Origin of the sequence: Microcoleus sp. S1D4, assembly GCF_036700765.1 — a bacterium.
Taxonomy (GTDB): domain Bacteria; phylum Cyanobacteriota; class Cyanobacteriia; order Cyanobacteriales; family Microcoleaceae; genus Microcoleus.
In genome coordinates this window covers 43,887-67,782 of the sequence record NZ_JAUBPP010000029.1, presented here as the reverse complement: position 1 = coordinate 67,782, position 23,896 = coordinate 43,887, and the positions used below count along the sequence as shown (strand labels likewise).

Sequence of the window (23,896 nt, the reverse complement as noted above, 5' to 3'; positions counted from 1 at the left end):
GGACTCACTCCCACCAAAGAAACTGGGTTTTTACGGAATCTACGGATGACCACACGTCTTTTCGTAAAAACCCTGGTTTCTGAACCTTGATTCGTAAGTCTTATTCAAATTTTGCCGAGTTCAAAAAACTCTGCAAAAAAGGCTAAGGGCAACAATATTCGAGTTAAAAGTTGCCAAGATATTAATTTCATGAGGGAAAGAACTGTGACAATTGCTAGCGTTAACGGCTTGGGAAAGGATGAAGCAAATTTTAAGTTGTGGGTTGGTAATGCCCGCCTAAATGCACGATTTTTCTTGGGTATAACAGCGCTTGCCGGTCACATCTGGCACGCTTCTCGCGCCCGCATTAATAGAATCTGAATGCAATTTAAGCAAGATAAGCAAGAAACAAAGTTGAAGTTTCTTGCTTAAACTTCATCAGTTCTGGATTTGTAGATACCAAGAGAGAAAATTAGTCTATGACTGTTTTTATGTGCTGTTTTTGTATCGTAACTGTGATGGTTATGTTTTTGTGGAGTGTTTGGGTAGCGCTGCGCGAAGGAGTTTATCAACTCCGGCGCTTGCACCAAATTCCCTGTGCGGATTGCGAGTTTTTTACTAATGACTACCGTCTCAAGTGTACGGTGCGGCCGTGCGTTGCTTGTACTGAAGATGCGATCGGCTGTACAGACTTTGAACCAAAGACTTGTTTTGCCAATTCTTGCCAGCAACATTGCTCTAGAACTCACAAAGATTATGCAGAAAAACAGACAATTAATCCTTCTATTCCACCTTTAGCAACCGGAATTAGGATCTAGTAAACTCCCCCTGACAGAGGGGGAAATTATAACAATTATTGGGATAAATTAGTGATGAATATATACAGCAGCAACTCACTCAAAGTCGAACTAAACCAGAGAGGATGTCGCCTGACTCCCCAGCGAGAAACAATTTTGAATGTGTTTCAAAATTTGCGACAAGGCAATCATTTGAGTGCAGAAGAATTATACAATATTTTGCAAAGTCAAGGAGAACGAATAGGCTTGTCTACTGTCTATAGAACGCTGCACTTATTAGCAAGAATTAGCATTTTGCGCGAACTAGAATTAGCAGAAGGACACAAACATTACGAACTGAATTTACCGGAATTGCATCACCACCACCATCTGGTTTGCATTCAGTGTCACAAAACCTTTGAATTTAGCGACGACTCAATTGGAAAAATTGGTAAAAAGCAAGTTGAAAAAGCTGGTGTAGAACTGCTCGACTGTCAGTTAACTGTGCGTGCGGTTTGTTTGGAAGCGCTGCGGGAGGGATGGCCTTCTTTGCTACCGAGCAATTGGTTGTGTCCGAGATATCATTCGGAACTAGAGCAGGAAATGAGTTGAGTCAAATACGCTTGGGTAATTGGTAATATCACGTCCAATAGACGATCGCATCTTAAACGGTTTGTAGTGCGGACTTAAGTCCGCTTTCATAACGAACTAATGTTATTGCAGTCAATCTATCTGACACGATACAATTCGTTATTTCCGTCTAGTTATAATAACCAACTACTAACAACGTTTGCTCTTCGGGGACAGCACTAATGACTAATAACTAATGACTAATGACTAATGACTAATGACTAATGAATTCCCCTGTACTCAAGCAGCCTCAGAATCGGAACGTTCGTGTTCCATACGAAATACGTTAGCGTACAAACTAGCAACAATTTGTTTGCCTTCCTGCGTCAACTGCAAGTAACCAAGGGATTCGCTGATGTGAGGATAAATTCCGCTCCAATAAAACTTTGAGTAGCTTTGCAGCAAGTCCCCCGGATGCCGGCAGCCCAAAATTTTAGTAGCACCGATTTCTTCCAACTCGTAAAATAGGGCACCAATTTTCTGTAAATATTGCGGGTTGCTGAACTGACCTATCAAGTCAGCACCGCGAACTAAAGAATAATTTAGTGTATCTTCGTCAGTGTTGCCGTCAAGCACCGAGAAACGAGTTTGTTCTATGTTCTGCTTAATTATCTCGGCATTAATTAGCTTGTGGTTGCCGAAACGCTCGTCAATGAAAAGTTTTGCTCTGTCAACTCGGTAAGGAGCTAGGCTGGCGGCTGTTGCACCGGGAGGTAGTGCAATTCTCATGCCATCTTTTCCGGTAGCGTACAATCCTTCTGATACTTGGTCTTGTCGGCAGACTCCTTTGACATATCCGATGTCTTGGCACAGCAAAGAAATGATGTAGTGGAGCCAGTTTTCGCAGGAGACTCCGCCCTTGCGAATGTGTTTTCCCCGCAAGATTTCTTGACCTACTAAGGTAATGCAAATGGCGTGTTCTACATTGTGATAAAGAGCGTCACTGTTGGCGATGTTTTCTAATGCCATTGCTCCGACCCAGGCAATAATGTCGGCATAGTCTGATTTGTAGCCTCCGTAGGTGCGGCTGTAACCGTTTTCTAGTTGTTCAATGAAAGCCTCTATCAGCAGTTCTGTGGAATTAAACATACTCTATTATTTTACCTTAATATTGCCTTTTAAGATTGATTGGTGCACCGAGTTTGAGTTTCTTTAATTGTAGGGATGGGATTTTAATTAAAGGCTTAAATCTAATTCACGCTATGTGAATTGTTTGTAATTCTATGAAAGCAGTTATTTCAAGTCTTTCAATCAAATCAGTATAGGACTGACACCCGTCTCCGCCGCAATGCAGAGAGCAGTCTGCTGATATTTTTTAGCTTTTGTGATTTTTTTTAGACTCTCAGAATTAATTGCGTGTTGTATTTTCTGGAACACAGTTTGATTAATCTTACCCGATTTCCAAATATTGAAGTAAACTTCGGAAAATGTCTGTTCGGGAATGTAAGCTTTGGTTCTCATCTCCTGCTGTTAACTCAATGTGTATCTCTGATTATCCGGCAATTTTAGATAAGTTTATGTGATATGGATCGGGCCCAGACTGTGATGCGATCGCGCGCACTCGGTTGACGGGAGTCTGCCGAAGATGGTGAGGCGATCGAAATATCGACCGTCATAAAACCGTCATAAATTTGGCTGACGGCTGTGATCCCCATTAAATTTGAGCTTGAATTAATTAATAATATGCCACATATTAGGCACTCGCGGGCGAGATCCTCGTCCCAACTTCCTTGCTTGCTGGAAGTTCGATCGCCCGTGCTCGCAAATTCCTTGCCAAAAAAAGTCTAGTGGTGTAATATATGGAGTCTGGTATCCTCACTTACCCATAATTATTTTCATATATCCCGTCCCTCCTGAAGGGAAGGGACTTTCAGTGCGGATGCCGCAAATCACTATATTCAGCAAAAAGCTAGAAATGCCGTAACTCATGCCCACTATTCAGCAACTCATCCGTTCAGCACGGGAACAAACGCAGAAAAAAACCAAATCGCCAGCTCTCAAGAGTTGCCCCCAGCGCCGCGGAGTATGCACCAGAGTGTACACGACTACCCCGAAAAAACCCAACTCGGCGCTGCGGAAGGTGGCTCGGGTACGGCTGACTTCTGGTTTTGAAGTGACAGCCTACATCCCCGGGATTGGTCACAACTTACAAGAACACTCGGTAGTAATGATCCGGGGCGGTCGGGTAAAAGATTTGCCCGGAGTTAGATACCACATCATTCGCGGTACATTAGACACCGCTGGGGTGAAAGACCGCAAGCAAGGTCGTTCCAAGTATGGTGCCAAGCGTCCTAAAGAGAAAAAATAGCACTGACGCCCGATCGCCGGGGATGAGCCAGCAAAAATTAAGTTGGATCGCCGATCTAAAATTTGAACTCACAACCCCAAATTCAATCAATCAAAATCAAAAAACCCCAATAAAACTATGTCTCGCCGCACAGTTATTCAAAAACGTCCAGTTCCGCCAGATCCAACCTACAACAGCCGGTTGGTAAGCATGATGGTGAGACGGATCATGCAGCACGGCAAAAAATCCGTGGCCTCCAGCATCGTCTACGATGCCATGAAAACCATCCAAGAACGCACGGGAGCCGAACCGTTAGACTTGTTTGAAAAAGCAGTCAAAAACGCTACACCCTTGGTAGAAGTCAAAGCCCGCCGGGTAGGTGGCGCCACCTACCAAGTGCCGATGGAAGTGCGTTCCGATCGCGGAACCACCCTCGCCCTGCGCTGGCTGATCAGATTTGCTCGCGCCCGCACCGGCCGCTCGATGGCCGCCAAGCTGGCTAACGAACTGATGGATGCAGCCAACGAAACAGGCAGTGCTATTCGCAAGCGCGAAGAAACACACCGCATGGCCGAAGCTAACAAGGCTTTTGCTCACTATCGGTACTAAGCCAAATCGGGCATGGAAAACAGGCCGGTCGTGCGGTATGAAAGCATCGAGTGAGGGATTGGCAAGCGTAAGTTTTGGGTGTTGAGATTGCTTCTCTTGGCGCAGTGGCGATCGCCCAGGCAAACTCAAAACTCCGACAATCAAAAATTTACGCACTCTGTGAATCCTCAATCTCGCATACTTAATATTTTTGTAAACAAATGTTGCAAAAAATATTAAAATGTAACAATAAGCTCCATATACTTATACGGTAAGTGGCTGGGAGTGCAAGATCGGGTTCTGTGTAGTATAATAGTATTATAACAGCAACACAAAATCAAGGAGGTAGCTGTGGCACGTACCGTCCCGCTAGAAAAAACTCGCAACATCGGCATCGCCGCCCACATTGATGCGGGCAAAACAACAACAACTGAAAGAATTCTGTTCTATTCAGGCATGGTTCACAGAATGGGTGAAGTGCACGAGGGAACAGCAGTCACTGACTGGATGGAGCAAGAGCGGGAACGGGGAATCACGATTACTGCCGCTGCTATCACCACCAGTTGGAAAGATTACAAAATCAACATCATCGACACTCCCGGACACGTAGACTTCACGATCGAAGTTGAACGCTCGATGCGAGTGCTCGACGGAGTGATCGCAGTGTTCTGCTCGGTAGGCGGAGTGCAGCCGCAATCCGAAACAGTTTGGCGCCAAGCCGATAGGTATCATGTGCCCCGGATTGTGTTCGTCAACAAAATGGATCGCATGGGTGCAAACTTCTACAAAGTTTACGGCCAAATTTGCGATCGCATGAGAGCGAACGCCGTACCAGTCCAAATCCCGATCGGCAGCGAAGAAAACTTCCGGGGAATTGTAGATTTAGTGGAAATGAAAGCCTACATCTACAACAACAACACCGGCACCGATATCGAGGAAATAGAAATCCCCGATGAGGTAAAAGAACTCGCCGCAGAATACCGCACCAAGCTGATCGAGTCCGTAGCAGAAACCAGCGACGCCCTCACGGCAAAATACCTTGAAGGCGAAGAGTTAACAGAAGCGGAAATCCGCTCGGCCCTGCGTGCGGGCACAATCTCCGGGGCGATCGTCCCCATGCTCTGCGGTTCAGCCTTCAAAAATAAAGGCGTTCAGCTTTTGTTAGACGGAGTGATCGACTACCTGCCGTCGCCCTTGGAAGTTCCCCCGATTCAAGGACTGCTGCCCAACGGCGACACCGCAGAACGACACGCAGACGACAGCGAGCCCCTGTCAGCCCTGGCATTCAAAATCATGGCAGACCCCTACGGCCGCCTGACCTTCGTTCGCGTCTACTCGGGTATCCTCAAAAAGGGCACCTACGTCCTCAACTCCACCAAAGACAAAAAAGAGCGGGTTTCTCGCTTAATTGTCCTCAAAGCTGACGATCGGATAGAAGTTGACGAACTCCGCGCCGGAGACTTGGGAGCAGTCTTGGGTTTGAAAGACACCTTCACCGGCGACACCCTCTGCGAAGAAGGATCGCCAGTGATTCTGGAATCCCTGTTTATTCCCGAACCAGTCATCTCCGTGGCTGTCGAACCCAAAACCAAACAAGACATGGAGAAGCTCTCCAAAGCCCTCCAGTCGCTCTCGGAAGAAGACCCCACCTTCCGAGTCAACGTTGACCCAGAAACCAACCAGACAGTCATCGCCGGCATGGGCGAACTGCACCTGGAAATTCTGGTAGACAGAATGCTGCGGGAATTCAAAGTAGAAGCTAACGTGGGTCAGCCGCAAGTAGCCTACCGCGAAACCATTCGCAAAGCCGTCCGCGCCGAAGGTAAATTTATCCGCCAAAGCGGCGGTAAAGGTCAGTACGGTCACGTCGTGATCGAAGTAGAACCCACCGAAGTAGGAACCGGTTTTGAATTTGTCTCCAAAATTGTCGGCGGTACTGTACCGAAAGAGTACATCGGCCCGGCAGAACAAGGGATGAAAGAAGCCTGCGAATCAGGTATTGTAGCAGGATATCCCGTGATCGACCTTAAAGCTACTATGGTAGACGGGTCTTTCCACGACGTAGACTCCTCAGAAATGGCATTTAAGATCGCCGGTTCAATGGCGATCAAAGAAGCCGTGATGAAAGCGTCGCCAGTGCTGCTAGAGCCTATGATGAAGGTAGAGGTTGAAGTTCCCGAAGATTATATCGGGAACGTCATCGGCGACCTCAACTCGCGTCGGGGTCATATCGAAGGTCAAGAGACGGATCAGGGAATTGCCAAAGTTTCTGTCAAGGTTCCCCTAGCAGAAATGTTTGGTTACGCCACCGACATCCGCTCGAAAACCCAAGGTAGAGGCATCTTCACAATGGAATTCAGCCATTACGAAGAAGTGCCGCGAAATGTGGCGGAAGCCATTATCGCGAAAAACAAAGGGAACTAATGATTTTGGATTTTAGATTTTGGATTTTGGATTGAATCCAAAATCTAGAATCTAAAATCTCAAGTCTAAAATCGCTAAAAAAAACAAGGAACAGATCGAGAATGGCACGCGCAAAATTTGAACGGAATAAACCCCACGTAAACATCGGCACAATCGGTCACGTTGACCACGGCAAAACAACTTTGACCGCCGCGATTACGATGACTCTTTCAGCATTGGGTCAGGCTAAGGGTAAGAACTACGCCGACATCGACGCTGCGCCAGAAGAAAAAGCACGGGGTATTACGATTAATACCGCTCACGTAGAATACGAAACCACAGGTCGTCACTACGCCCACGTGGATTGCCCCGGACACGCTGACTATGTGAAAAACATGATCACCGGTGCTGCTCAAATGGACGGTGGCATCCTAGTAGTGTCAGCAGCAGACGGCCCCATGCCTCAAACTCGCGAACACATCTTGCTAGCTAAGCAAGTTGGCGTTCCCAGCTTGGTGGTCTTCTTGAACAAAGAAGACATGGTGGATGACGCTGAACTTTTGGAATTGGTAGAAATGGAAGTTCGCGAACTTTTGAGTTCCTACGATTTTCCTGGCGATGACATCCCCATCGTGACTGGTTCTGGCTTGAAAGCTCTCGAAGCGATGCTTGCTAACCCCAAGACTGTCAAGGGTGATAATGAGTGGGTTGACAAGATTTACAAGCTGATGGAAGAAGTAGATTCTTACATCCCTACTCCAGAACGCGAAATTGACAAGCCTTTCTTAATGGCAGTTGAAGACGTATTCTCGATTACTGGTCGGGGTACTGTGGCGACAGGTCGGATCGAGCGCGGCAGAGTTAAAGTCGGCGAAACAGTCGAAATTATTGGTCTTAAGGACACTCGCAGCACTACCGTGACTGGTGTGGAAATGTTCACCAAGTCCTTGGATGAAGGCATGGCCGGCGACAACGTGGGTCTACTTCTCCGGGGTATTTTGAAGGCTGATATTGAAAGAGGCATGGTAATTGCCAAGCCGAAGAGCATCTTGCCTCACACTCAGTTTGAATCTGAAGTCTACATCCTCAAGAAGGAAGAAGGTGGCCGTCACACGCCCTTTTTCTCTGGCTACCGCCCTCAATTCTACGTCCGTACAACAGACGTAACCGGTACAATCATGCAGTTCACTGCTGATGACGGTACAGAAGCTGAAATGGTGATGCCTGGTGACCGGATCAAAATGACTGTTGATCTGATTCACCCGATCGCGATCGAACAAGGAATGCGCTTCGCCATCCGCGAAGGCGGCCGCACCGTGGGTGCAGGCGTTGTTTCCAAAATCCTCAAGTAGGAATCCGCGCTCCGCTTTAAATAGCAGAAAAGCCTAATCAAATTTAGTGGCTTTTCTGCTATTTAGTGATGAGTCATCAGTCAATCGATTTTAGATTTTAGATTTTAGATGGACTTTCCGCATTCAATCTAGAAGCTTCAACAGCAGTCTAAAATTTTAGGAGTTCCCGGACTCAAGTCGGGGGATATCAGTTTTTGGAAACGGTCATTAGTCCGCAGTTAGTTGTTAGCAAAAAAAACTGACAAGTAAAAACTAATGACTGCCGACTAATGACTGCCGACTAATGACTACTGACTACTGACTACTGACTACTGACTAAAAATAAACTGAACCTAGAAAATTAAACAAAAAAATGGCAACAATTCCACAGCAAAAAATCCGCATTCGCCTCAAAGCTTTCGATCGCCGAATTCTAGACGCATCCTGCGAAAAGATTGTAGATACAGCAAATCGGACAGCCGCCACTGCGATCGGCCCGATTCCCCTACCGACAAAACGACGGATTTATTGCTTGCTGCGATCGCCCCACGTAGACAAAGATTCTCGCGAACACTTTGAAACCCGCACGCACCGCCGCATTATCGACATTCACCAGCCTTCTGCTAAAACAATTGACGCTTTGATGAAACTGGATTTGCCAGCCGGCGTAGATATCGAAGTCAAGCTGTAGATTGACAAATTTTAAATACAAAAAGAAGGAGCAATGGAAAAATACATTGTTCCTTCTTTTTGCTGAAAGTGCGATCTACAGTAGTCATTAGTCAGTAGTCATTAGTCAGTAGTCATTAGTCAGTAGTCATTAGTCATTAGTCATTAGTCATTAGTCATTAGTCATTAGTTTCTCAATAAATCTGTATAATTAATCTAAAATTTGAACTGTGTGGGAACGCTAAAAAAAATCATTTTAAAGTGGCTATCATAGCTTTTGATGTTGTTTATTCAACAAAAACATAATTTTTATCATTTTGAAAGCATGACGGCTTATTTGAGCTGGTAGGGGTGGCTGGGAGAATTGACGATCGCCCGCCGTCGATCCCGGTGCCCGCGTAAAAGCCCGATCGCCCCTGTTCCCCGCCCCGGAATGACTCAAATCAGTTAAAGTAAGAAAAATAAGCGCAAGTACCGTCACCTTTGAGCGACAATGGCATCCTCTTCCTCCTCCACAGTTCGCGAACTCCCCTTATTTCCGTTGCCGGAAGTGGTTCTATTTCCAGGTAGACCACTGCCGCTGCAAATCTTCGAGTTTCGCTATCGAATCATGATGAATACGATTCTTGAGGGCGATCGCCGTTTCGGTGTACTCATGTGGGACCCCAACCAAAACAAAGTCTCAGCCGTTGGCTGTTGCGCCGAAGTAATTCACTGTCAGCGCCTCCCGGACGATCGCATGAAAATCATGACTCTCGGACAGCAGCGGTTCCGAGTCCTCGACGCCGTTCGGGAAAAACCCTATTTAGTCGGTCTAGTAGAATGGATTGAAGACGAACCGCCACAAACAGACCTCAGACCTTTGGGCCAAGATGTCGAACAACTGCTGAGAGATGTAGTTCGCCTCTCCAGCAAATTGATGGATCAGCCGATCGACCTACCCGAAGACATTCCCAGTTTGCCTACAGAATTGTCCTACTGGGTAGCCAGCTACCTTTACGGTGCAGCGACAGAACAGCAAACTCTTTTAGAATTGCAAGATACTGCTGCGAGATTGGAACGCGAAACCGAAATTTTGACTTCTACTCGCAATCACTTGGCAGCGAGGACTGTACTTAAAGATACCCTCAAGTAGCCAATGGGGGCAGGAAAAAAGTACGATCGGTTTTGCCTGTACATCAGCCAAAATTGCACACAAATCATATTATTTTCAATTTAAAATCTTCCTATCGAAGATTTTAAAACTGTGAATGAACGATCGACTAAAGCTTTCGATCGCACTACCGAATTCCATTTTTTTTAAGAACTGGTATCTATTTGAGCGGCAAATTCAAACAAGTTCGGATAGGTTCTTTATCGCATTAAATGCTGGTGTTAGAAAATCACGACCAACCGAAACCATACGATGCAGTTAGAGGCGGTCAAATGCCGCCTCCTGTGGGCGGTGTGGTACTAGGCGGGCTAGCAGGAGTTAAACACCGACTGTCGGCTGCTGTCAGCGAACACCGTATTGCGGCGCTGAAGGAAACCTTTAATTACGGCGATGCAGGCTTCAAAATAGCGATCGAGATTTGTCAAAACGAAACAGGCCCCGTGCAGCAGGCGGCCTGCGATTTAGTTCGAGAGAGGCTAAGCGCGATCGCCCGCGAAAAATTACAAGCCTTCGTACCTGTAAGCTTAGATTCAGAAACAGGGACAGATAAAACTCAAAAAATATTAAACAACTCACCCAGTGCAGTCTCAGAAAAAACTAGCGATCGGCAGTTGTCAGAAGCACAATTCATATTTGAGACAATTCTGCAGCAAATGCAACCAAATTTGCTGCTGTTAGAAGCATTAGTATCCTCTGTAAAGCGCGAAGAATTTACCAACGAATTGATGAATTTTTGGGATTTGTTAATCTCAGAAATTCAAGAACCTCTCAAAGAATTGCGTCAGGCTGTTGGTAGCGCAATTTCCGCCCAACTCCGCATTCAGTGGCAGTACAATCAAGCTGAATCTCAAGCCAATCAGTGGCACCAGCGAGCCTTGATAGCACTTCAGAAAGGAGATGAAAACTTGGTTCGCCACGCCTGGGTTCGGAAGCAGCTAGAGTTGGATCAAGTAGCAGAATTAAAAATTGACTTAGACGACCAAACTGTGCGAGTAGAAACTCTCAACCGCAACTTGCTGGCTTTGGAAAGCAAGATTACTGAAGCTAATTCTAAGAAAGAGATTCTCAAGATGCAGGTTCATTTTGCTAAGGTACAGGAGCAAATTAACTGCACTTTCAGCCAAATGAATAATATATTTTTCCGTCCTTAATTGTTGGATTTTGGGCGTAAATATTGCCAGACTTCAGGCTTGTCTGATGCAAAAATGAATCGCCCCGCTAAAAATTGTTGAATCATCAAACTTAGCGCCTTCCATGTTAGCACCGCATAAAAAAGCCCCGCTCAAATTAGCGCCGCGCAAGTCAGCTTGTCTCAAATCTGCGCCCTGAAGATTAGCTTCATACAACAAGGCTCCTTTCAGGTTAGCCTTTTTGAGACTCGCTGACCGCAGTTTTGCCTCAGTTAGATTAGCTTTTGTAAAATCTGTATTGTCCAAGCAAGCATCAATGAGGTTTGCTTCGATTAGGTTAGCTTTGTAAAGTGAGGCCCCGGTCAAATCCACACCGATCATTTTTGTCTGGCTCAAATTGGCTTTGTTCAGGTTGACCTGGATCATTTCAGCTCCTGTCAACCTTGAAAAAGTTAAATCTGCTTTGCTAAGGTTTGCCCCATTTAGTTTGGTCATTACTAAGCAAGCATTTTTGAGAAATGCACCTAGTAAGTTTGCCGAACTAAGGTCTGCCAAAGTTAAATTAATTTCATTCAAAGTTGCACAGGCTAGATTAATATGAATCAGGAAAGCTTCACGCAAAGAAGCCTCTTTCAAGCTGGTTTCGTGAAAATCTCTTTCTCCGGCTGCATATCGCTTCAGAAGTTCATCAGCATTCATGTCGCTAGCCTCCTAAGTGGTAGCTAAAATTATACTACTGATAGTACAGTGTAGCAGCCGAAGATTTTTAAAGTTTCTGTGTGATTTTTGAGTTCTTCTACTGCCGATCGCACTAATGTAGAACCAGCATCCGCTTCAACATCCGTAAAAAAAATATATTCTCCGAGCGATCGCTTAGTCGGTCGAGATTCAATGCGACTTAAATTAATACCGCGACTGGCAAATACTTGCAAAGGTTTTACCAGCGATCCCGGCCTATTGGCAGGTACGCTAAAAGCTAGTGACGTGTGAGTGCAATTAGGCGTTGTCTCTAGATGCGACGGGGATGCTGATTTCGTGGCGGATTGAATTGATGAGTCGTGGGATGTTGCAGCGTTTCCCAATTTTCCTGTATTTGGGCCTAGTACCCAAAATCGAGTGTAATTGTCAGGATAATCATTAATCGGGCTCGCTAGCACTGGCAATTTGTAGAGTTCGGCCGCTCTTGGGGAAGAGATTACCGCGATACTTTTATCTTCTAGGTACTGCAACGCTTCCGTAGTTGAATTTGCCGGAATCAACTCAGCCGCCGGGATAAACTTTGCCAACCACAACTGACACTGAGCTAGGGCTTGCGGGTGAGAGTAAACTTTTTGAATCTCGTTAAAATTTTGAGCATTGGACAGCAGCGCGTGGGAAATCGGCAAAACCAAGGCGTGTTGAATGCGGAGTGCATCCAGCCGCCACAGGGTGTCTAGGGTGACAGTCACACTCCCCTCGATCGAATTTTCGACCGGCACAATTGAAAGGTCAACCAGCCCAGAGGCAGATGCCTCTAGTGCCTGAGAAATGGTGGAATAAGGACACAGGGTGCATTCGGCGTTAGTTTCGAGACTTAACCAATTGACATAAGCTAGAGCTGCTGTTTCTGCATTCGTACCTACAGGGCCGAGATGTGCGATTGAAATTTTCATAATTAGTAGTTTTATGTTACAAATGTTTTCTTGACTCTCATCAGCCAGCAGGTACGATGAAAAAATTAGCCAGAGTCCCGAAAGCTTAGATCCGTAATTTCTCGGATGACATTGCGGGAGTGCGCGAGCTAATACGAGACTTATGTCACCTTAAAAAGGTTATAATTTATTAAGATATGCTTACAAATCCTATATATTAATATTTTCTCATGTATATCCGATTTAATTCTTCGCAATCCGTTGAGATCGCCGTACCAGATGAACGGGTTCCCATTCAACATTATCTGCGCCAGCCGAGGCGACTGGTGAACGCCTTAGTCGATCGCACTCGCACAGAGCAACTCAGCGATGACTGTTTCCGCCTGAAAATGCGGCCGTTACAATTTATGATGCTGAACATTCAACCCACGGTAGACATGAGGGTGTGGGCGCAGTCAGACGGCACAATCAATTTAGAGTCCGTGGCTTGCGAAATTCTCGGAGTGGGCTATATAAATGATCGCTTTGCTCTCAATCTTAAAGGACAGCTTGCTGCACACCAAAGTAGCGGGCTAACCTGCTTGAAGGGAAAAGCCGATTTGGAAGTGCAAGTAGAATTACCGCCACCATTCTGGCTGACACCGAAACCGATTTTAGAAGCAACGGGCAACGGTTTGCTCAAAAGCGTGCTGTTGAGCGTCAAACAGCGGTTGATGCACCAGTTGCTCTTAGATTACCGCCGATGGGCAAGCAACGAAATAAACGTAATATCGAGCGATCACCCTCAAATCTTATCTCTAGAAGGGTAATTTTGTGCTAGAGAATCGGTGAATTAATTTACAGCGATATTTGGCAAAAAATCGGCTTAATTGCAGAAATATTAGTTAAACGCTCGAATATAGCAGTTCGAGTGAAAAATGGGGTATCGATCCCCCAATCCCCCAATTCCCCAATCTAAAATCTAAAACTTGTACCCTCGCGACTTGTACCCTCGCGTAGCCAAAGCAAGCCGAAATATCTAAAATCTCAACTCCTCACCTTTTTGACAAAGGCTGTAGTACACCCAGAGTTTTATGGGATTTTGTGGGCTAGATAACGGCGGATCACTCAAGAATATCGATGTAAGTCTGTGCTCCTTCTTGATCGTCTTCAACGACTCCTACACCGATAGACCAATCAGTCGATTGGTCTTGTGAAGCTTCGTCTTTTTGGCCGATAAATTCGCGCTCTGGCGGGCTGGTAACTGTATCCGCTTCCAAATTAGTCGCCCCTACCCGAATTCGGATTTTGGGGCCGGAATTGCCCAAGCGAATCGTCATCCCGTCGGCGACTGACACCTGAGCGATCGGTTTATCATCTACATAAGTACCGTTAGCACCAAAATTAATAATTTCCCAGCCATTGGCGTGATTCCACAGCTCAACGTGGTGGCGGGAAACCACAGCACTGTAAATAATTACATCATTGTCGTTCGATCGACCGATCCGAACCACCGAAGCGGATTCAAAACACCACTTCTGAACCGCGACAGACTGGATAGGATGTAGCAGAGTTAAGGTAATCACGGATGTTTTGACACTCCGCCACCAAATACAAACGAATATGCTTCAATATCGATTTTTTCGGATAAAACCGCCAAAAAATTGATTCTCAAAAAAGTGGTCAGTGGGTGGCGACTTTCTCGCCCTACAGAAGTTAACCACTTATTTATGCCGGAGTTTCTAGATAAAATAATAGTTTGCTGTATCAAACAACATAGGTCTTTTCGAGTTGCTAACATTTTCCTTATTAATTCAATACCAATAGAATACAATGCTTTGAGCAGCACTGGAATTCCTGATACCCAAAGCCTCAATATCCGACACCAAAAATACCGATCGACCTTGCGGGGGCGCGTCGCCCCTAAAAATACGATCGGTAATTAGTCGCCTCGGGCCCTCTGACCGCACTTCAGAGATCCGACTCTGGGGGCTCCGGTGTCGGCGATGGCGATCCAGATTCCTGCCTTTGTCGCTTCAACTCTGCTACTTTTTCTTGAGCTGCATCTCTGACTTCTAGAGCTTTATCTTGGAGTTTTTCCGCCAGATTTTGAGCGCCCCGCTTCACCTCTGCCACATTTAGGAGAGTTTGGTCGTAATCTTCGTGTAAAAACTCTGCTACCAGACCGACTTTTTTGTGTAATCCCTCAGCGTACTGTACGGGTTCCGACACAGAAGCCTCTGAAACGATCGCCCGTTTGCTGCCGAGCGACGAAATCGCCCCAACCGGCAACAAGTAAATCCCGTCTAAAACGCCGCGCCAGCCGCTCGATTTAAACAGGTAATCGGTAACAGAACCAGTTGTGACATCAAATAGGTAGTCAACCACCGTACCTGCCTTATTTCCTGCGTCCGTGAGCACCTCAAGCCCGATCGGACAAACAGCTTGTTCCGGCTGATGCAATTCCGGGAGTTCCGGGTTAATAGTGACAAAAACATTTTCGCCCACAGCATCAACTTGCGCCCAAGCGAACCAGGTTTTTTTGTTCCCCAAAAGTCCCGACTTGCAAGTAAAGCCGATCGCCCGCTGGGAGTGAGAATCGAGCCAAAGCTTGTCTACCCTGCCGACCTCTTCGGCAGTTCTGCGGTCGATCGTGCGGCGGTTTAGCAGTTCGCTGCGCTTAACAATCTGTTGTTGCGATCTACTCATAAATAAACTCCTGAGTGGCTACGAGAAAAAATGTCGGTCGAAGCGTCGATTTAAGATTTTAGGTTTTTGGCCCGTCAGAGGAATCACCGCATTAGGAACCAGCGTCTAAAATTTTGGGATCGATCCTCAGCAGTATCGGGGTTAAGAACTGCTCGATAATCTCTACCCATACCTGGACATTACTACCGTTTTTGTTCAGATATCAGACATAACTGTAACCATCTTTGCGATGGATGGCTTTACAGTAATCGAGCCTTACCGAAAACCGTTTTTTGTTGATAATGAACTCACCTCTTCCATCCGACATAGGGCAGACTCTAGCTGTAAATGTTCCTTGATACTTACCTTTCGGTACATCGGCTCGAACAATATCACCAGTACAAAAGCCCAAAATTGGACGCAATGGACGATGCTTGATTGGATAGCCATATTTATCTGTTTGGCAGCGCTGCCTTGGACCCAAACCAGTTGCAGTGACATTGAGAATGCGCTCTGTTAAGACTTGCAGCGTTTTTGTGATACCAACACAGGCAGCGTCTAACCAGTGAGTTTTTTGTAATCCCAACCGAGTCCTGTTGTATTTGGTTTGTCCTCCTGTACCTGTATAGACTGGCAAGCCTGTTTCTTTGAGTCGATTAAACAATGCCCATCGGGTAGCATTAACGGCTGCTGCATCCAAACAAGGTCGCTTGGCTTGAGCTAATATCCGCTTAAGTAGATCGGGCTTTTTTGAGAGGAACTGCTCGATTGATTTTGTCCCTTTCTTGATGTTGCATTTCTCACAAGCTAAGCACAGATTAGAGATGCGGTTGCTACCTCCTTTGGCTAAGGGGTGAATATGCTCGATCTGTAAAGGCACATTTTCAATCCCGCAATAAGCACAGTTTCTTTGCCACTTTTCTAATAAATACTCGCGGATCTCGCAGCCAAACAAAGTGCCTTGTTGGTATTCGCACCCGCTAATCTCTGGATTGTCTAGTGCTTGCGTGTCAAACTTAACTAGCTCCTGTCCGATCTCACGGATCGGAGCAAATTTACGAAGGCGCTTGACCCAAGTTTCTGTGGTTAAAACCCGATGCTTCAAGCTTGGTGCTAACCATCCTTGAGGGCGCGAACGGTTCAGAAAACGCGGCTGGCGGTAGCGTGTATTGCGGTTTCTCCGACCTCTCCGTAAAGACCTGCGAGAGTCAATAGCTAGTTTAATTTGCTGCCCGCGATGCTTCAATTCCATCCCCCAAATAACCTCATCCCTGTCAGTTACAAGAGCAAATCCCGTAACTTTTGAACCCGGATCGATTTTGAGAGTAAGAGGATGAACAATTGGACGCTCGATAGCTCGTTTCAGAATTAGAGTAAAGGGATATCTGCGAAAAGCAGCCGCCTTGCCCTGCTCTAATAATTTTCTTGCTTGTGCTGGATGAATCGGATTCATCGGTGTCTTTTGAGCGTCAATGAGAAAAACGTAGTTTGACATCTTCTGTCATCCAATTAAGTAAGGTTTGCCTCGGTAATGTTGAGAGGGCTTGTTAGGAACTAGGCACGGGCTTATCAACCTTTCGCCACTACTTTTTAACCTAGTTCGACAGGGCAGAAAACTGGCGTTTATTTTCTGGTGTCATGACCCTCCCAACGTAGGCTTAAGAAAGCCTTAACCTGCACGTTCGTTACTCTGTGGTAGAAGTTTCTACTTGTGTCCAGATTTTGGTAGGTTTTTACGAACGGGTTTGCAGTCATTTTTGAGCTGTAGCCAAAGATACTGATTTAATAATCTTCTTCCAAATAATTTGGAGTTTTTTCTGCCTCCGTTAAGTCATCCTCTTCTTTAGAAGTGCCAACTTCTTTTTGGTCGCGAAGAGGAATCGTGCTCAGGGGCGCGCCCAAGGAGGGAGCGTGAATTGCCTTAACATCCCTTGGCTTGACGCTAGGAACTCCTAACTCGACAGAGGGCTGATTTGGATCGACATTGATTTGAATTTTCGGGCCCGATCGAGCCAAGTGAACGATCAGACCGTCTACAACAGGAACCTTGGCGATCGGCTTACCATCGAGGTAAGTGCCGTTGGTACCTAAATTGATCAGTTCCCAACTGATGCCGCTGCGCCGCAATTCGATGTGGCGACGAGAAACCACAGCGCTAAAAAGAACGACGTGGTTTTCGTTCGATCGCCCGATCCGGACGACCTGCTCGTCTTCAAAGATCCAACTGCGGACGGGTATAGACTGGAGTGGATGTAGCAAGGTCAGCTTAATCACATTGGCAGCATTGAGTTTTGGTAGAGCGCCTCAAGATGCGATTTTAGATTTTAGACTTTCGATCGCCCAATCCAAACTCGATCTAAGAGATTTGAAATAGAAACGTAACCAGGTCTCCTTTCCCCAGAGAGATGCGGTCTCCCGCTCGCAACCGGTGTCGGTTTCCCTTTGGCAGAGGAGTATTGTTAACGTAAGTGCCGTTAGAACTGCCTACATCTTCTAGGTAGCAAGCATCTCCCTCCACCCGGAGATTTGCGTGTACCCGAGAAACAATCTCAGAATTAGCAAATCCAGAAACATCAATATCCGGCGGCACTAAGTCATTTGGCTTGCCTATGTGAACCACAGAAAGACTGTGAGGCAATTCTATCGGCGTATTTGTCTGAACGTGTATCAGGCGCGCCGATTGCTGTTGCAGTTGAGTTTTAGCCACACCCGCTGGCTGTGGGGCGGGAACCGGGGGAGAAGTATTTACTGCAGTTGCCGCCGATTCAGTTGTAACAGGAACCGAGAGTAAAGGCGGCGGATCTGGAATTGTAGGAATACTGGCGGGTATTTTTTCTAAGTTCGGCCCCAGATTTGGGGTGACAAAAGGTTCCGCTGCCGTCAGGGGTTCGGTGTCGAGTGCCTTATTTGCCGTAACTAAAGGTTCCCTTGCCATCATGGGTGCGGTGGGCGCTAAATCCGGCACCGGCGGCGATACCACTGTAGGCTCCACCGTCGAGGCTGACGGTACTGTCACCTCAACTTCTTCTGGAACTGTGGAACCCGGACGCAAGTTAAAGCCGCACTGACCGCAAAATGCTGCATCTGTCTGAACCGCTGCACCGCAGTTCGAGCAACTTGCGGTAACGGGTAAAGGCGTGTAGCAAGCCTCGCACTGGCTGGCCCCGTCGGGGTTCTGGTGATTGCAATTGGGACAGACAATCATCGATTTCTCCTTGCTATCGGCCAGATTTTCAAATCAGCCTCATAAAAAATACTAGGTATATGGTCAAATTTTAACTTTAACCGCCACAATTCTTATACTGCTTAGCCAATACTAGCAACTGACTCCGCACCGCGACGTTGGCGGTGAGGGGCAAAATCAAGTTAGCGATGTGCTGACTGTACTGCGACGGCGCAAGCTTTCCGGGCTATTTTAGGGCAACACCGGCGGCGGGATCGAGCAGCCACCAAAGTTCGCCCTCTGGTTGAACGAGTCTGGCCGGATAGGTCATGGGGTCGGCTGCGGGGGCAAAAATTTGAGCTAGGGCCGGTTGTTTGCTGGCTCCTGCGACTATGAAGATGACGCAGCGGGCGCGGTTGATTAAGGGGACTGTAAAGGTGATGCGGGGTTCACCGTCTTTGTTGCCGACAGTTACTAAGCTGTCCCGGACTTGCAAGGCTGGTGTGCCGGGAAATAGAGAGGCTGTGTGGGCGTCGTCTCCTATGCCCAACAGGATGATGTCGAAAGCGGGAAACTCGCCGTGGGATACTTTGAAAAACTGCTGCAATTGAGTTTGGTGTGCTGAGGCATCGGCTGCGGGGTCGCCGGAGCCTGTGGGCATCGGGTGGATGTTGCTGGCGGGGATGTTTGTGCGATCGAGCCACGCGAGGCGCGCCATTTTTTGATTGCTGTCCTGGTGTTCTGCGGGAACGTAGCGTTCGTCACCCCAGAAAACGTGAATTTTGTCCCAAGGCAGGTGTTGGCTGGCGATCGATCTGTAGAGCGGTTCTGGTGTGCTTCCGCCCGCTAAGGCGATCGTACAAAGTCCGCGTTCTGCGATGGCTGCTGCGATTTTCGACAGGACAACCGCGAGGGAGCGCTCTATGAGTTCTTCTCGATTTTTTAATACTTCTACTATTTTTTGCATTTATTTCCTTTTAACTTTCTTCTGCGTGTGGCGATCGGCAATTGCCAATTTTGCTTTGAAATTTTGCGATCGGGTCGATCGGCCGCCACGCTTGGAAGCCTCAACACCGCGTCAAGTCGGATTTTATCATTCTTAGCGGGCTTTGTATTCTTGTGGCATATATAGCCTTTCTGTTCTGTGCTCTGGTATGAGGTACTATGGGGCATAGGACATAGGGCATTGGTCAAGCAGGGCATTGGGCGAGCGCGAAGCGGAGGGATTGGGCATACCTCACCACGCTGGAGAACCGCTATATGTCTGTAGCAACTTGCGATCGCAAGCTCGATCGCACCCCCAAAAAGCAAAAATCATCAAGATTCCTGTGGTAGACTAGGAAAAATAGTTTTAAGTCCGCACAGGATGAAAGCAAAACTATGTCAAGCTTTAAGCGATTCCCTACATCTGTCCGCTATCTGATAGCCCGGTTGCGCCACTGGACGCAACCAGCGGTTTGGGCTCCGTTAGCCGTACTCTGTGCGGGCGGATTATTTATCTGGGAAGTCTCCGTACATCCAGAAAGGTTAAGCATAGATGGCGAAGAAGTAGCAGCCTCAAACAATCAAGCTTCGCTACCCGGATTGTCTGCTGAAGATAGCGCCATTGCTGCTGAAATCGACAGCTTGCCGGTGCTAATCAATCAGTTCAATCAGTCTAATTCTGAATTGAGTTTATTAAATTCATCAGTAGTCAAAGGCCCAGGTTTATTCAACGAAATTAACGCTGGTGGATCAGAAAAGTCCCAGCCATCTTCAGCCATGCAGCAGCAAGCCACGAGCCGATTGTTGACTTTGCCAAATTTAGCAAATCCTGATGCCGGGTTCCAAAACAATAATCCGCTAAATTCCAGCTTGCCAAGTTCAAACGCCGCATCAGCTTTGAGTTTATCTGGTAGTGGGGCGATCGTTTCAGGGATAAAAACGATCGGCTTTCCTGAGTCTGCTGGTACAGCGACAAGCACTTTATCGCAGCAGTCGAGCGGTGCTAATTCTGGCAAACAAAACGACGCGCCCCTGGCTTTGAGTCCGTTGCAAGCAGCTATGCAAAAATACCTCGCCACTAACACTTCGGCAACGGCGACTTCTACTGAAAACACGGCTTCCTCGGCTCAATTGCTCGATCGACCGGCTTCGAGCGAGTCTCCGGCAAATCCGGCAAATTTGCTCCCAGCGGCCGCTACAGCTCAAGGGAGAGCAAATCCTGTGAATGTTCCGGTAGCACTTCCCTCAGTTGCGATTCAAACAAATATAATCGGCGAATCTCCACAATTCTTAAACCCAACAGCTACAACCCCTGAATCATCTGCCCGGTTAAATTCCAGAGTACCCAGCCTCGGGGAAATTAATACTGCGCCTGCAACTGTAGCGATGCCAAAAAATCCCTATCAAACTAATTTATATGGCTCCGGTGTAGCACCGGAAGTTCAACCCGCGGCACTTCCAGCAGTCGTACCAGGGCCCATACCGCTACTTCCCAATGTCCGTCAATCCTCTTTTCCAAGTGCGATCGGGGAAAGCAAAATAATTAACCCCCAAGTCTCTCCCAATTCAGCGAATTCTGAATTTCAACCAGCTCAATCAAATCAGCTTAACTTACCTGGTCAGCCTAATTTTGGAGCTGTTCCTCAAAACAACAATAATCAGGGGCAGCAAATTCAACCGCAACCTTTTTCTACACCCCGATCGCTGACACCGGGACGCTACATTGGCGGCGGCGAAATCAATACTTTTGCTAATCCTTAAAGTTATTGGTTATTGGTTATTGGTTATTGGTTATTGGTTATTGGTTATTGGTTATTGGTTGTTAGTTATTGGTTGTTGGTTATTGGTTGCTGGTTATTGGTTGCCAATCACAAATAAAATTGGAAAAAAAACAATGCTTTGCGGCCCAATTCCCAATTCCCAATTCCCAATGACTACTAACTGATGACTAAGAAATGAAAATTTAATAACTTAAGCGATTGCTCGTTACCTTCGCTCTGCCTGGTAATGCAGATAGGCGAGGAAGAGCCTCCTTTTATCGCGGAACTTACAGGATAGAGGACTGTAGGAGGTGCTTAAGCTGTCGCGCTTTTAAATTGCATATTCAGGGCGGGACAACCCACAAGATTTTTATTGTTTTTTACATAAAATTTAAATGCAAAACAGCTTAATGACTACTAACTAATGACCACTAACTAATGACTAATGACTACTGACTACTGACTACTGACTAATGACTAATTTGAGATAAATTACCTAGAGGCGGCTCGCACCAACAACAATCCGCCGATTCCAAAGCCAAAGGCTATGGGCAGCCAAGCCGAAAGAATCGGAGTCAAAGCAGCTTTTACGCCCATAGAACTGGTGATGAAAGAAAATACATAGTAAGTAAAAATTACAACTACACTAATCCCAAAACTCGTTCCTCTGCCGGAACGGCGCGGTTGAGTTCCCAAAGCTGCTCCTACTAAACCAAATACCAAGCACACGAAAGGAAAAGCATATTTTTCTTGAATTCGCACCTTGAGTTTGCGAATTTGCGGTACATCGCCGCTGTTTTTAAGGATTTCTAAACGCTCTAAAGCTTGAGCAATATTCATTTCCTTGAAATCTCGCACTCTGGCTGCTAAATCTAAGGGCGTGCGGGGGAGTTGTAACTGCTGGTGTTGAAATCTAACTATATTCCGGTAAGAGCCGTCAGGAGCGACAAGATAAGCGGTTCCGTTGTAAAAATCCCAGGTGTTTTCTGAGGGATTCCAAGTAGCTGATTCTGAAGAAACGATTTGATTGAGCCCTGGGGTGGAGCGATCGATAATTGTTAAACCTTTCATTTGCTTGCCGTCAAACTGTTCTGCATAAAAAAAGCGGGACAGGGTTTCTTCGCCGCCTTTTTCGGGTTTCCGAAATTCTGTGTAGATAATATTTCGATCTTGAAATGTTGGTTTTTCTCGCTTCAGGGCTCTGTCTAAAGTTACAGTTGCTCTGTAGCTGGCGGCTGGTACGACTAACTCTTGCAAAGCAAAGGTGAAGCCGGCAACAATTAAACTCATAATGACTGCGGGCATTACCAGTCGGTAAACGCTAACTCCGCAACTGCGGAGGGCGATGAGTTCGCTGTCGCTGGAGAGTCGGCTGTAGGCCATTAAGGTTGCTAGCAGCATTGACATTGGGAAAGCTAATACTACGAAGTAGGGAATTTGCAGCAGAAAAATTTCTAGGGCGGCGCTGTAGGGGAGGCCGGATTCTGTTACTCTGCGGACTAATTCAAATAAGGCTCCAACTGTGACGGCGACGGATGTAAAAAGTCCGACTCCAAATAGAAACGGGCCGATTAATTCTTTGGTAATGTACCAGTCCATTACTGAGATTCTTGGCAGCCAGTTGAGGGGATTGAAGGATTTGGAGATTGCTATTTTCATAGTTTGGCGTTTTTGCTGTGGCTCTTCAAGCTACAATTTAAATTATCAATTTTAAATTTCTGTATTGTGTTTTTATGGTTGTGGAAGGGCGGGTTTATAGATATCTGGGCTGGGATTATTGATATCTAGGCGAATCCGCCCCTACTGAGTCTGTCTGTCGCGCCTTTGGCGGTTGCTATACAAGACTACCGCACGAAGCTGTCGCCTAGGTAATATTGCCGGACTAAGGGGTTGCTGTAGAGTTCTTCTTCAGCGCCGGAGGCTAATATTTGACCGTCTCGCATGATGTAGGCTCGATCGGTAATTTCGAGGGTTTCTCGGACGTTGTGATCGGTGATCAGGATGCCGATTTTACGATCGCGCAGTTTGGCAATTATCGTTTGAATTTCATCTACGGCGATCGGATCTACGCCTGCAAACGGTTCGTCTAAAAATAGGAACATCGGCCCGTCTCGCCCAGCGGCTAGTGCTCTCGCCAGTTCAGTCCGCCGCCTTTCTCCCCCCGAAACTTGAATTCCCAAACTGGATGCTATGTTTTGTAAGCGAAATTCTTCCAACAGGAAATCGACTCGATCTTTCCATTCCCCACGAGGCACTTGAGTTTGTTCTAGGACTAACAAAATGTTGTCGCGCACGCTCATGTTGCGAAAAATGCTGGCTTCTTGAGCGAGATAGCCAATTCCCAAATGCGCTCGTTTGTGCATGGGCATTTTAGTGATGTCTAAATCGTTGAGCCAAACAGTTCCTTGATTGGGTTTTTCTAATCCGGTTGCTATGTAAAATGTTGTGGTTTTGCCGGCACCGTTGGGGCCGAGCAGTCCTACGATTTCTCCTTGGGCTACGGAAAGGTTGACGCGACTAACTACATTGCGTTTTCCGTAGGATTTGTGAATATTTTCGAGTACAATTTTCATACTTGCCGAGGCAAATTATTAGAAGTCATTAGTCATTAGTCATCAGTCATCAGTCATCAGTCATCAGTCATTAGTCATCAGTCATCAGTCATCAGGCATGAGGCTATAAGGGCTTCGCTCGGAGGGTTAAAAGAAGGAAGAATAAGTACACAGCCAGCCTGTGAGCGATACC

At 46.6% G+C, this 23,896-nt stretch carries 26 protein-coding genes; 13 read left to right on the top strand and 13 right to left on the bottom strand.

Annotated features, from left to right (window positions below; translation table 11 throughout):
- Positions 1-189 precede the first annotated feature (189 nt).
- From QT998_RS23785 to QT998_RS23775, 3 genes are all read left to right on the top strand, one after another.
- Positions 190-360, top strand: coding sequence for a hypothetical protein (locus QT998_RS23785; protein WP_333218169.1), 171 nt, complete (start codon positions 190-192; stop codon positions 358-360).
- Between the two features lie 98 nt (positions 361-458).
- Positions 459-797: a hypothetical protein gene (locus tag QT998_RS23780; RefSeq protein WP_333118091.1), complete on the top strand. Its 339-nt coding sequence runs from the start codon at positions 459-461 to the stop codon at positions 795-797.
- A gap of 54 nt (positions 798-851) precedes the next feature.
- On the top strand, positions 852-1,367 hold the full coding sequence (locus QT998_RS23775) for a transcriptional repressor (RefSeq protein ID WP_194068605.1): 516 nt from the start codon (positions 852-854) through the stop codon (positions 1,365-1,367).
- Positions 1,368-1,625: 258 nt separating this feature from the next.
- Here QT998_RS23775 and QT998_RS23770 read toward each other — a convergent pair whose 3' ends face one another.
- Positions 1,626-2,474 carry an Npun_R2479 family HD domain-containing metalloprotein gene (locus QT998_RS23770; RefSeq protein ID WP_194068606.1) on the bottom strand — a complete coding sequence of 283 codons (849 nt, stop codon included), beginning with the start codon at positions 2,472-2,474 and terminating at the stop codon, positions 1,626-1,628.
- Positions 2,475-2,636: 162 nt separating this feature from the next.
- A complete protein-coding gene (locus QT998_RS23765) occupies positions 2,637-2,846 on the bottom strand; it encodes a hypothetical protein (protein ID WP_333118090.1) in 210 nt (69 codons plus the stop codon).
- 466 nt (positions 2,847-3,312) lie between these two features.
- Between QT998_RS23765 and rpsL the strand changes: the two genes are divergently transcribed.
- The 7 genes from rpsL to QT998_RS23730 all read left to right on the top strand — a co-directional run bounded on the left by rpsL (position 3,313) and on the right by QT998_RS23730 (position 10,967).
- The gene (rpsL, locus tag QT998_RS23760; protein ID WP_006632197.1) at positions 3,313-3,693 is read left to right on the top strand and encodes a 30S ribosomal protein S12; all 381 of its coding nucleotides are present in this window, start codon (positions 3,313-3,315) and stop codon (positions 3,691-3,693) included.
- 117 nt (positions 3,694-3,810) lie between these two features.
- Positions 3,811-4,281, top strand: a complete 471-nt coding sequence (gene rpsG, locus QT998_RS23755; protein ID WP_106150481.1) for a 30S ribosomal protein S7 — start codon at positions 3,811-3,813, stop codon at positions 4,279-4,281.
- Between the two features lie 330 nt (positions 4,282-4,611).
- On the top strand, positions 4,612-6,684 hold the full coding sequence (gene fusA / locus QT998_RS23750; RefSeq protein ID WP_333089723.1) for an elongation factor G: 2,073 nt from the start codon (positions 4,612-4,614) through the stop codon (positions 6,682-6,684).
- Positions 6,685-6,785: 101 nt separating this feature from the next.
- A complete protein-coding gene (gene tuf, locus QT998_RS23745) occupies positions 6,786-8,015 on the top strand; it encodes an elongation factor Tu (RefSeq protein WP_333089725.1) in 1,230 nt (409 codons plus the stop codon).
- A 352-nt stretch (positions 8,016-8,367) separates the two neighbouring features.
- Positions 8,368-8,685 carry a 30S ribosomal protein S10 gene (rpsJ, locus tag QT998_RS23740; RefSeq protein WP_194011386.1) on the top strand — a complete coding sequence of 106 codons (318 nt, stop codon included), beginning with the start codon at positions 8,368-8,370 and terminating at the stop codon, positions 8,683-8,685.
- A 471-nt stretch (positions 8,686-9,156) separates the two neighbouring features.
- Positions 9,157-9,798, top strand: coding sequence for an LON peptidase substrate-binding domain-containing protein (locus tag QT998_RS23735; protein ID WP_333089728.1), 642 nt, complete (start codon positions 9,157-9,159; stop codon positions 9,796-9,798).
- Positions 9,799-10,028: 230 nt separating this feature from the next.
- Positions 10,029-10,967, top strand: coding sequence for a PspA/IM30 family protein (locus QT998_RS23730; RefSeq protein WP_333118087.1), 939 nt, complete (start codon positions 10,029-10,031; stop codon positions 10,965-10,967).
- Positions 10,968-11,000: 33 nt separating this feature from the next.
- On the opposite strand, the gene QT998_RS23725 is transcribed toward QT998_RS23730, so the two are convergent.
- On the bottom strand, positions 11,001-11,645 hold the full coding sequence (locus QT998_RS23725; protein ID WP_333118085.1) for a pentapeptide repeat-containing protein: 645 nt from the start codon (positions 11,643-11,645) through the stop codon (positions 11,001-11,003).
- Positions 11,646-11,674: 29 nt separating this feature from the next.
- Positions 11,675-12,598, bottom strand: a complete 924-nt coding sequence (gene pheA / locus QT998_RS23720) for a prephenate dehydratase (RefSeq protein ID WP_194068618.1) — start codon at positions 12,596-12,598, stop codon at positions 11,675-11,677.
- A 209-nt stretch (positions 12,599-12,807) separates the two neighbouring features.
- Here pheA and QT998_RS23715 point away from each other — a divergent pair, with 209 nt between their 5' ends.
- A complete protein-coding gene (locus QT998_RS23715) occupies positions 12,808-13,386 on the top strand; it encodes a DUF1997 domain-containing protein (RefSeq protein WP_333118080.1) in 579 nt (192 codons plus the stop codon).
- Positions 13,387-13,680: 294 nt separating this feature from the next.
- Here the strand turns inward: QT998_RS23715 and QT998_RS23710 are convergent, their stop codons facing one another.
- The 7 genes from QT998_RS23710 to pgl all read right to left on the bottom strand — a co-directional run bounded on the left by QT998_RS23710 (position 13,681) and on the right by pgl (position 19,374).
- Complete coding sequence (locus QT998_RS23710) at positions 13,681-14,142, bottom strand: FHA domain-containing protein (RefSeq protein ID WP_194068620.1); 462 nt, start codon at positions 14,140-14,142, stop codon at positions 13,681-13,683.
- On the bottom strand, positions 14,139-14,405 hold the full coding sequence (locus QT998_RS23705) for a hypothetical protein (protein ID WP_333089734.1): 267 nt from the start codon (positions 14,403-14,405) through the stop codon (positions 14,139-14,141). The genes QT998_RS23710 and QT998_RS23705 overlap by 4 nt, the downstream gene beginning before the upstream one ends.
- A gap of 122 nt (positions 14,406-14,527) precedes the next feature.
- A complete protein-coding gene (locus QT998_RS23700) occupies positions 14,528-15,265 on the bottom strand; it encodes a PRC-barrel domain-containing protein (protein ID WP_333118076.1) in 738 nt (245 codons plus the stop codon).
- 202 nt (positions 15,266-15,467) lie between these two features.
- Positions 15,468-16,739 carry an RNA-guided endonuclease IscB gene (gene iscB / locus QT998_RS23695; RefSeq protein WP_194068626.1) on the bottom strand — a complete coding sequence of 424 codons (1,272 nt, stop codon included), beginning with the start codon at positions 16,737-16,739 and terminating at the stop codon, positions 15,468-15,470.
- Positions 16,740-17,026: 287 nt separating this feature from the next.
- The gene (locus tag QT998_RS23690) at positions 17,027-17,518 is read right to left on the bottom strand and encodes an FHA domain-containing protein (RefSeq protein WP_194068628.1); all 492 of its coding nucleotides are present in this window, start codon (positions 17,516-17,518) and stop codon (positions 17,027-17,029) included.
- An 82-nt stretch (positions 17,519-17,600) separates the two neighbouring features.
- Positions 17,601-18,449, bottom strand: coding sequence for an FHA domain-containing protein (locus QT998_RS23685; RefSeq protein WP_194012556.1), 849 nt, complete (start codon positions 18,447-18,449; stop codon positions 17,601-17,603).
- 205 nt (positions 18,450-18,654) lie between these two features.
- Complete coding sequence (pgl, locus tag QT998_RS23680) at positions 18,655-19,374, bottom strand: 6-phosphogluconolactonase (protein ID WP_333089740.1); 720 nt, start codon at positions 19,372-19,374, stop codon at positions 18,655-18,657.
- A gap of 235 nt (positions 19,375-19,609) precedes the next feature.
- Here pgl and QT998_RS23675 point away from each other — a divergent pair, with 235 nt between their 5' ends.
- Entirely contained in the window at positions 19,610-19,747 is a 138-nt protein-coding gene (locus QT998_RS23675) for a hypothetical protein (RefSeq protein WP_194068633.1), read from the top strand.
- Positions 19,748-19,787: 40 nt separating this feature from the next.
- Complete coding sequence (locus tag QT998_RS23670) at positions 19,788-21,152, top strand: hypothetical protein (RefSeq protein WP_333089745.1); 1,365 nt, start codon at positions 19,788-19,790, stop codon at positions 21,150-21,152.
- A gap of 491 nt (positions 21,153-21,643) precedes the next feature.
- Here the strand turns inward: QT998_RS23670 and QT998_RS23665 are convergent, their stop codons facing one another.
- A complete protein-coding gene (locus tag QT998_RS23665) occupies positions 21,644-22,810 on the bottom strand; it encodes an LptF/LptG family permease (RefSeq protein ID WP_194068637.1) in 1,167 nt (388 codons plus the stop codon).
- 185 nt (positions 22,811-22,995) lie between these two features.
- The gene (gene lptB, locus QT998_RS23660) at positions 22,996-23,724 is read right to left on the bottom strand and encodes an LPS export ABC transporter ATP-binding protein (protein WP_194068639.1); all 729 of its coding nucleotides are present in this window, start codon (positions 23,722-23,724) and stop codon (positions 22,996-22,998) included.
- Positions 23,725-23,896: the final 172 nt, after the last annotated feature.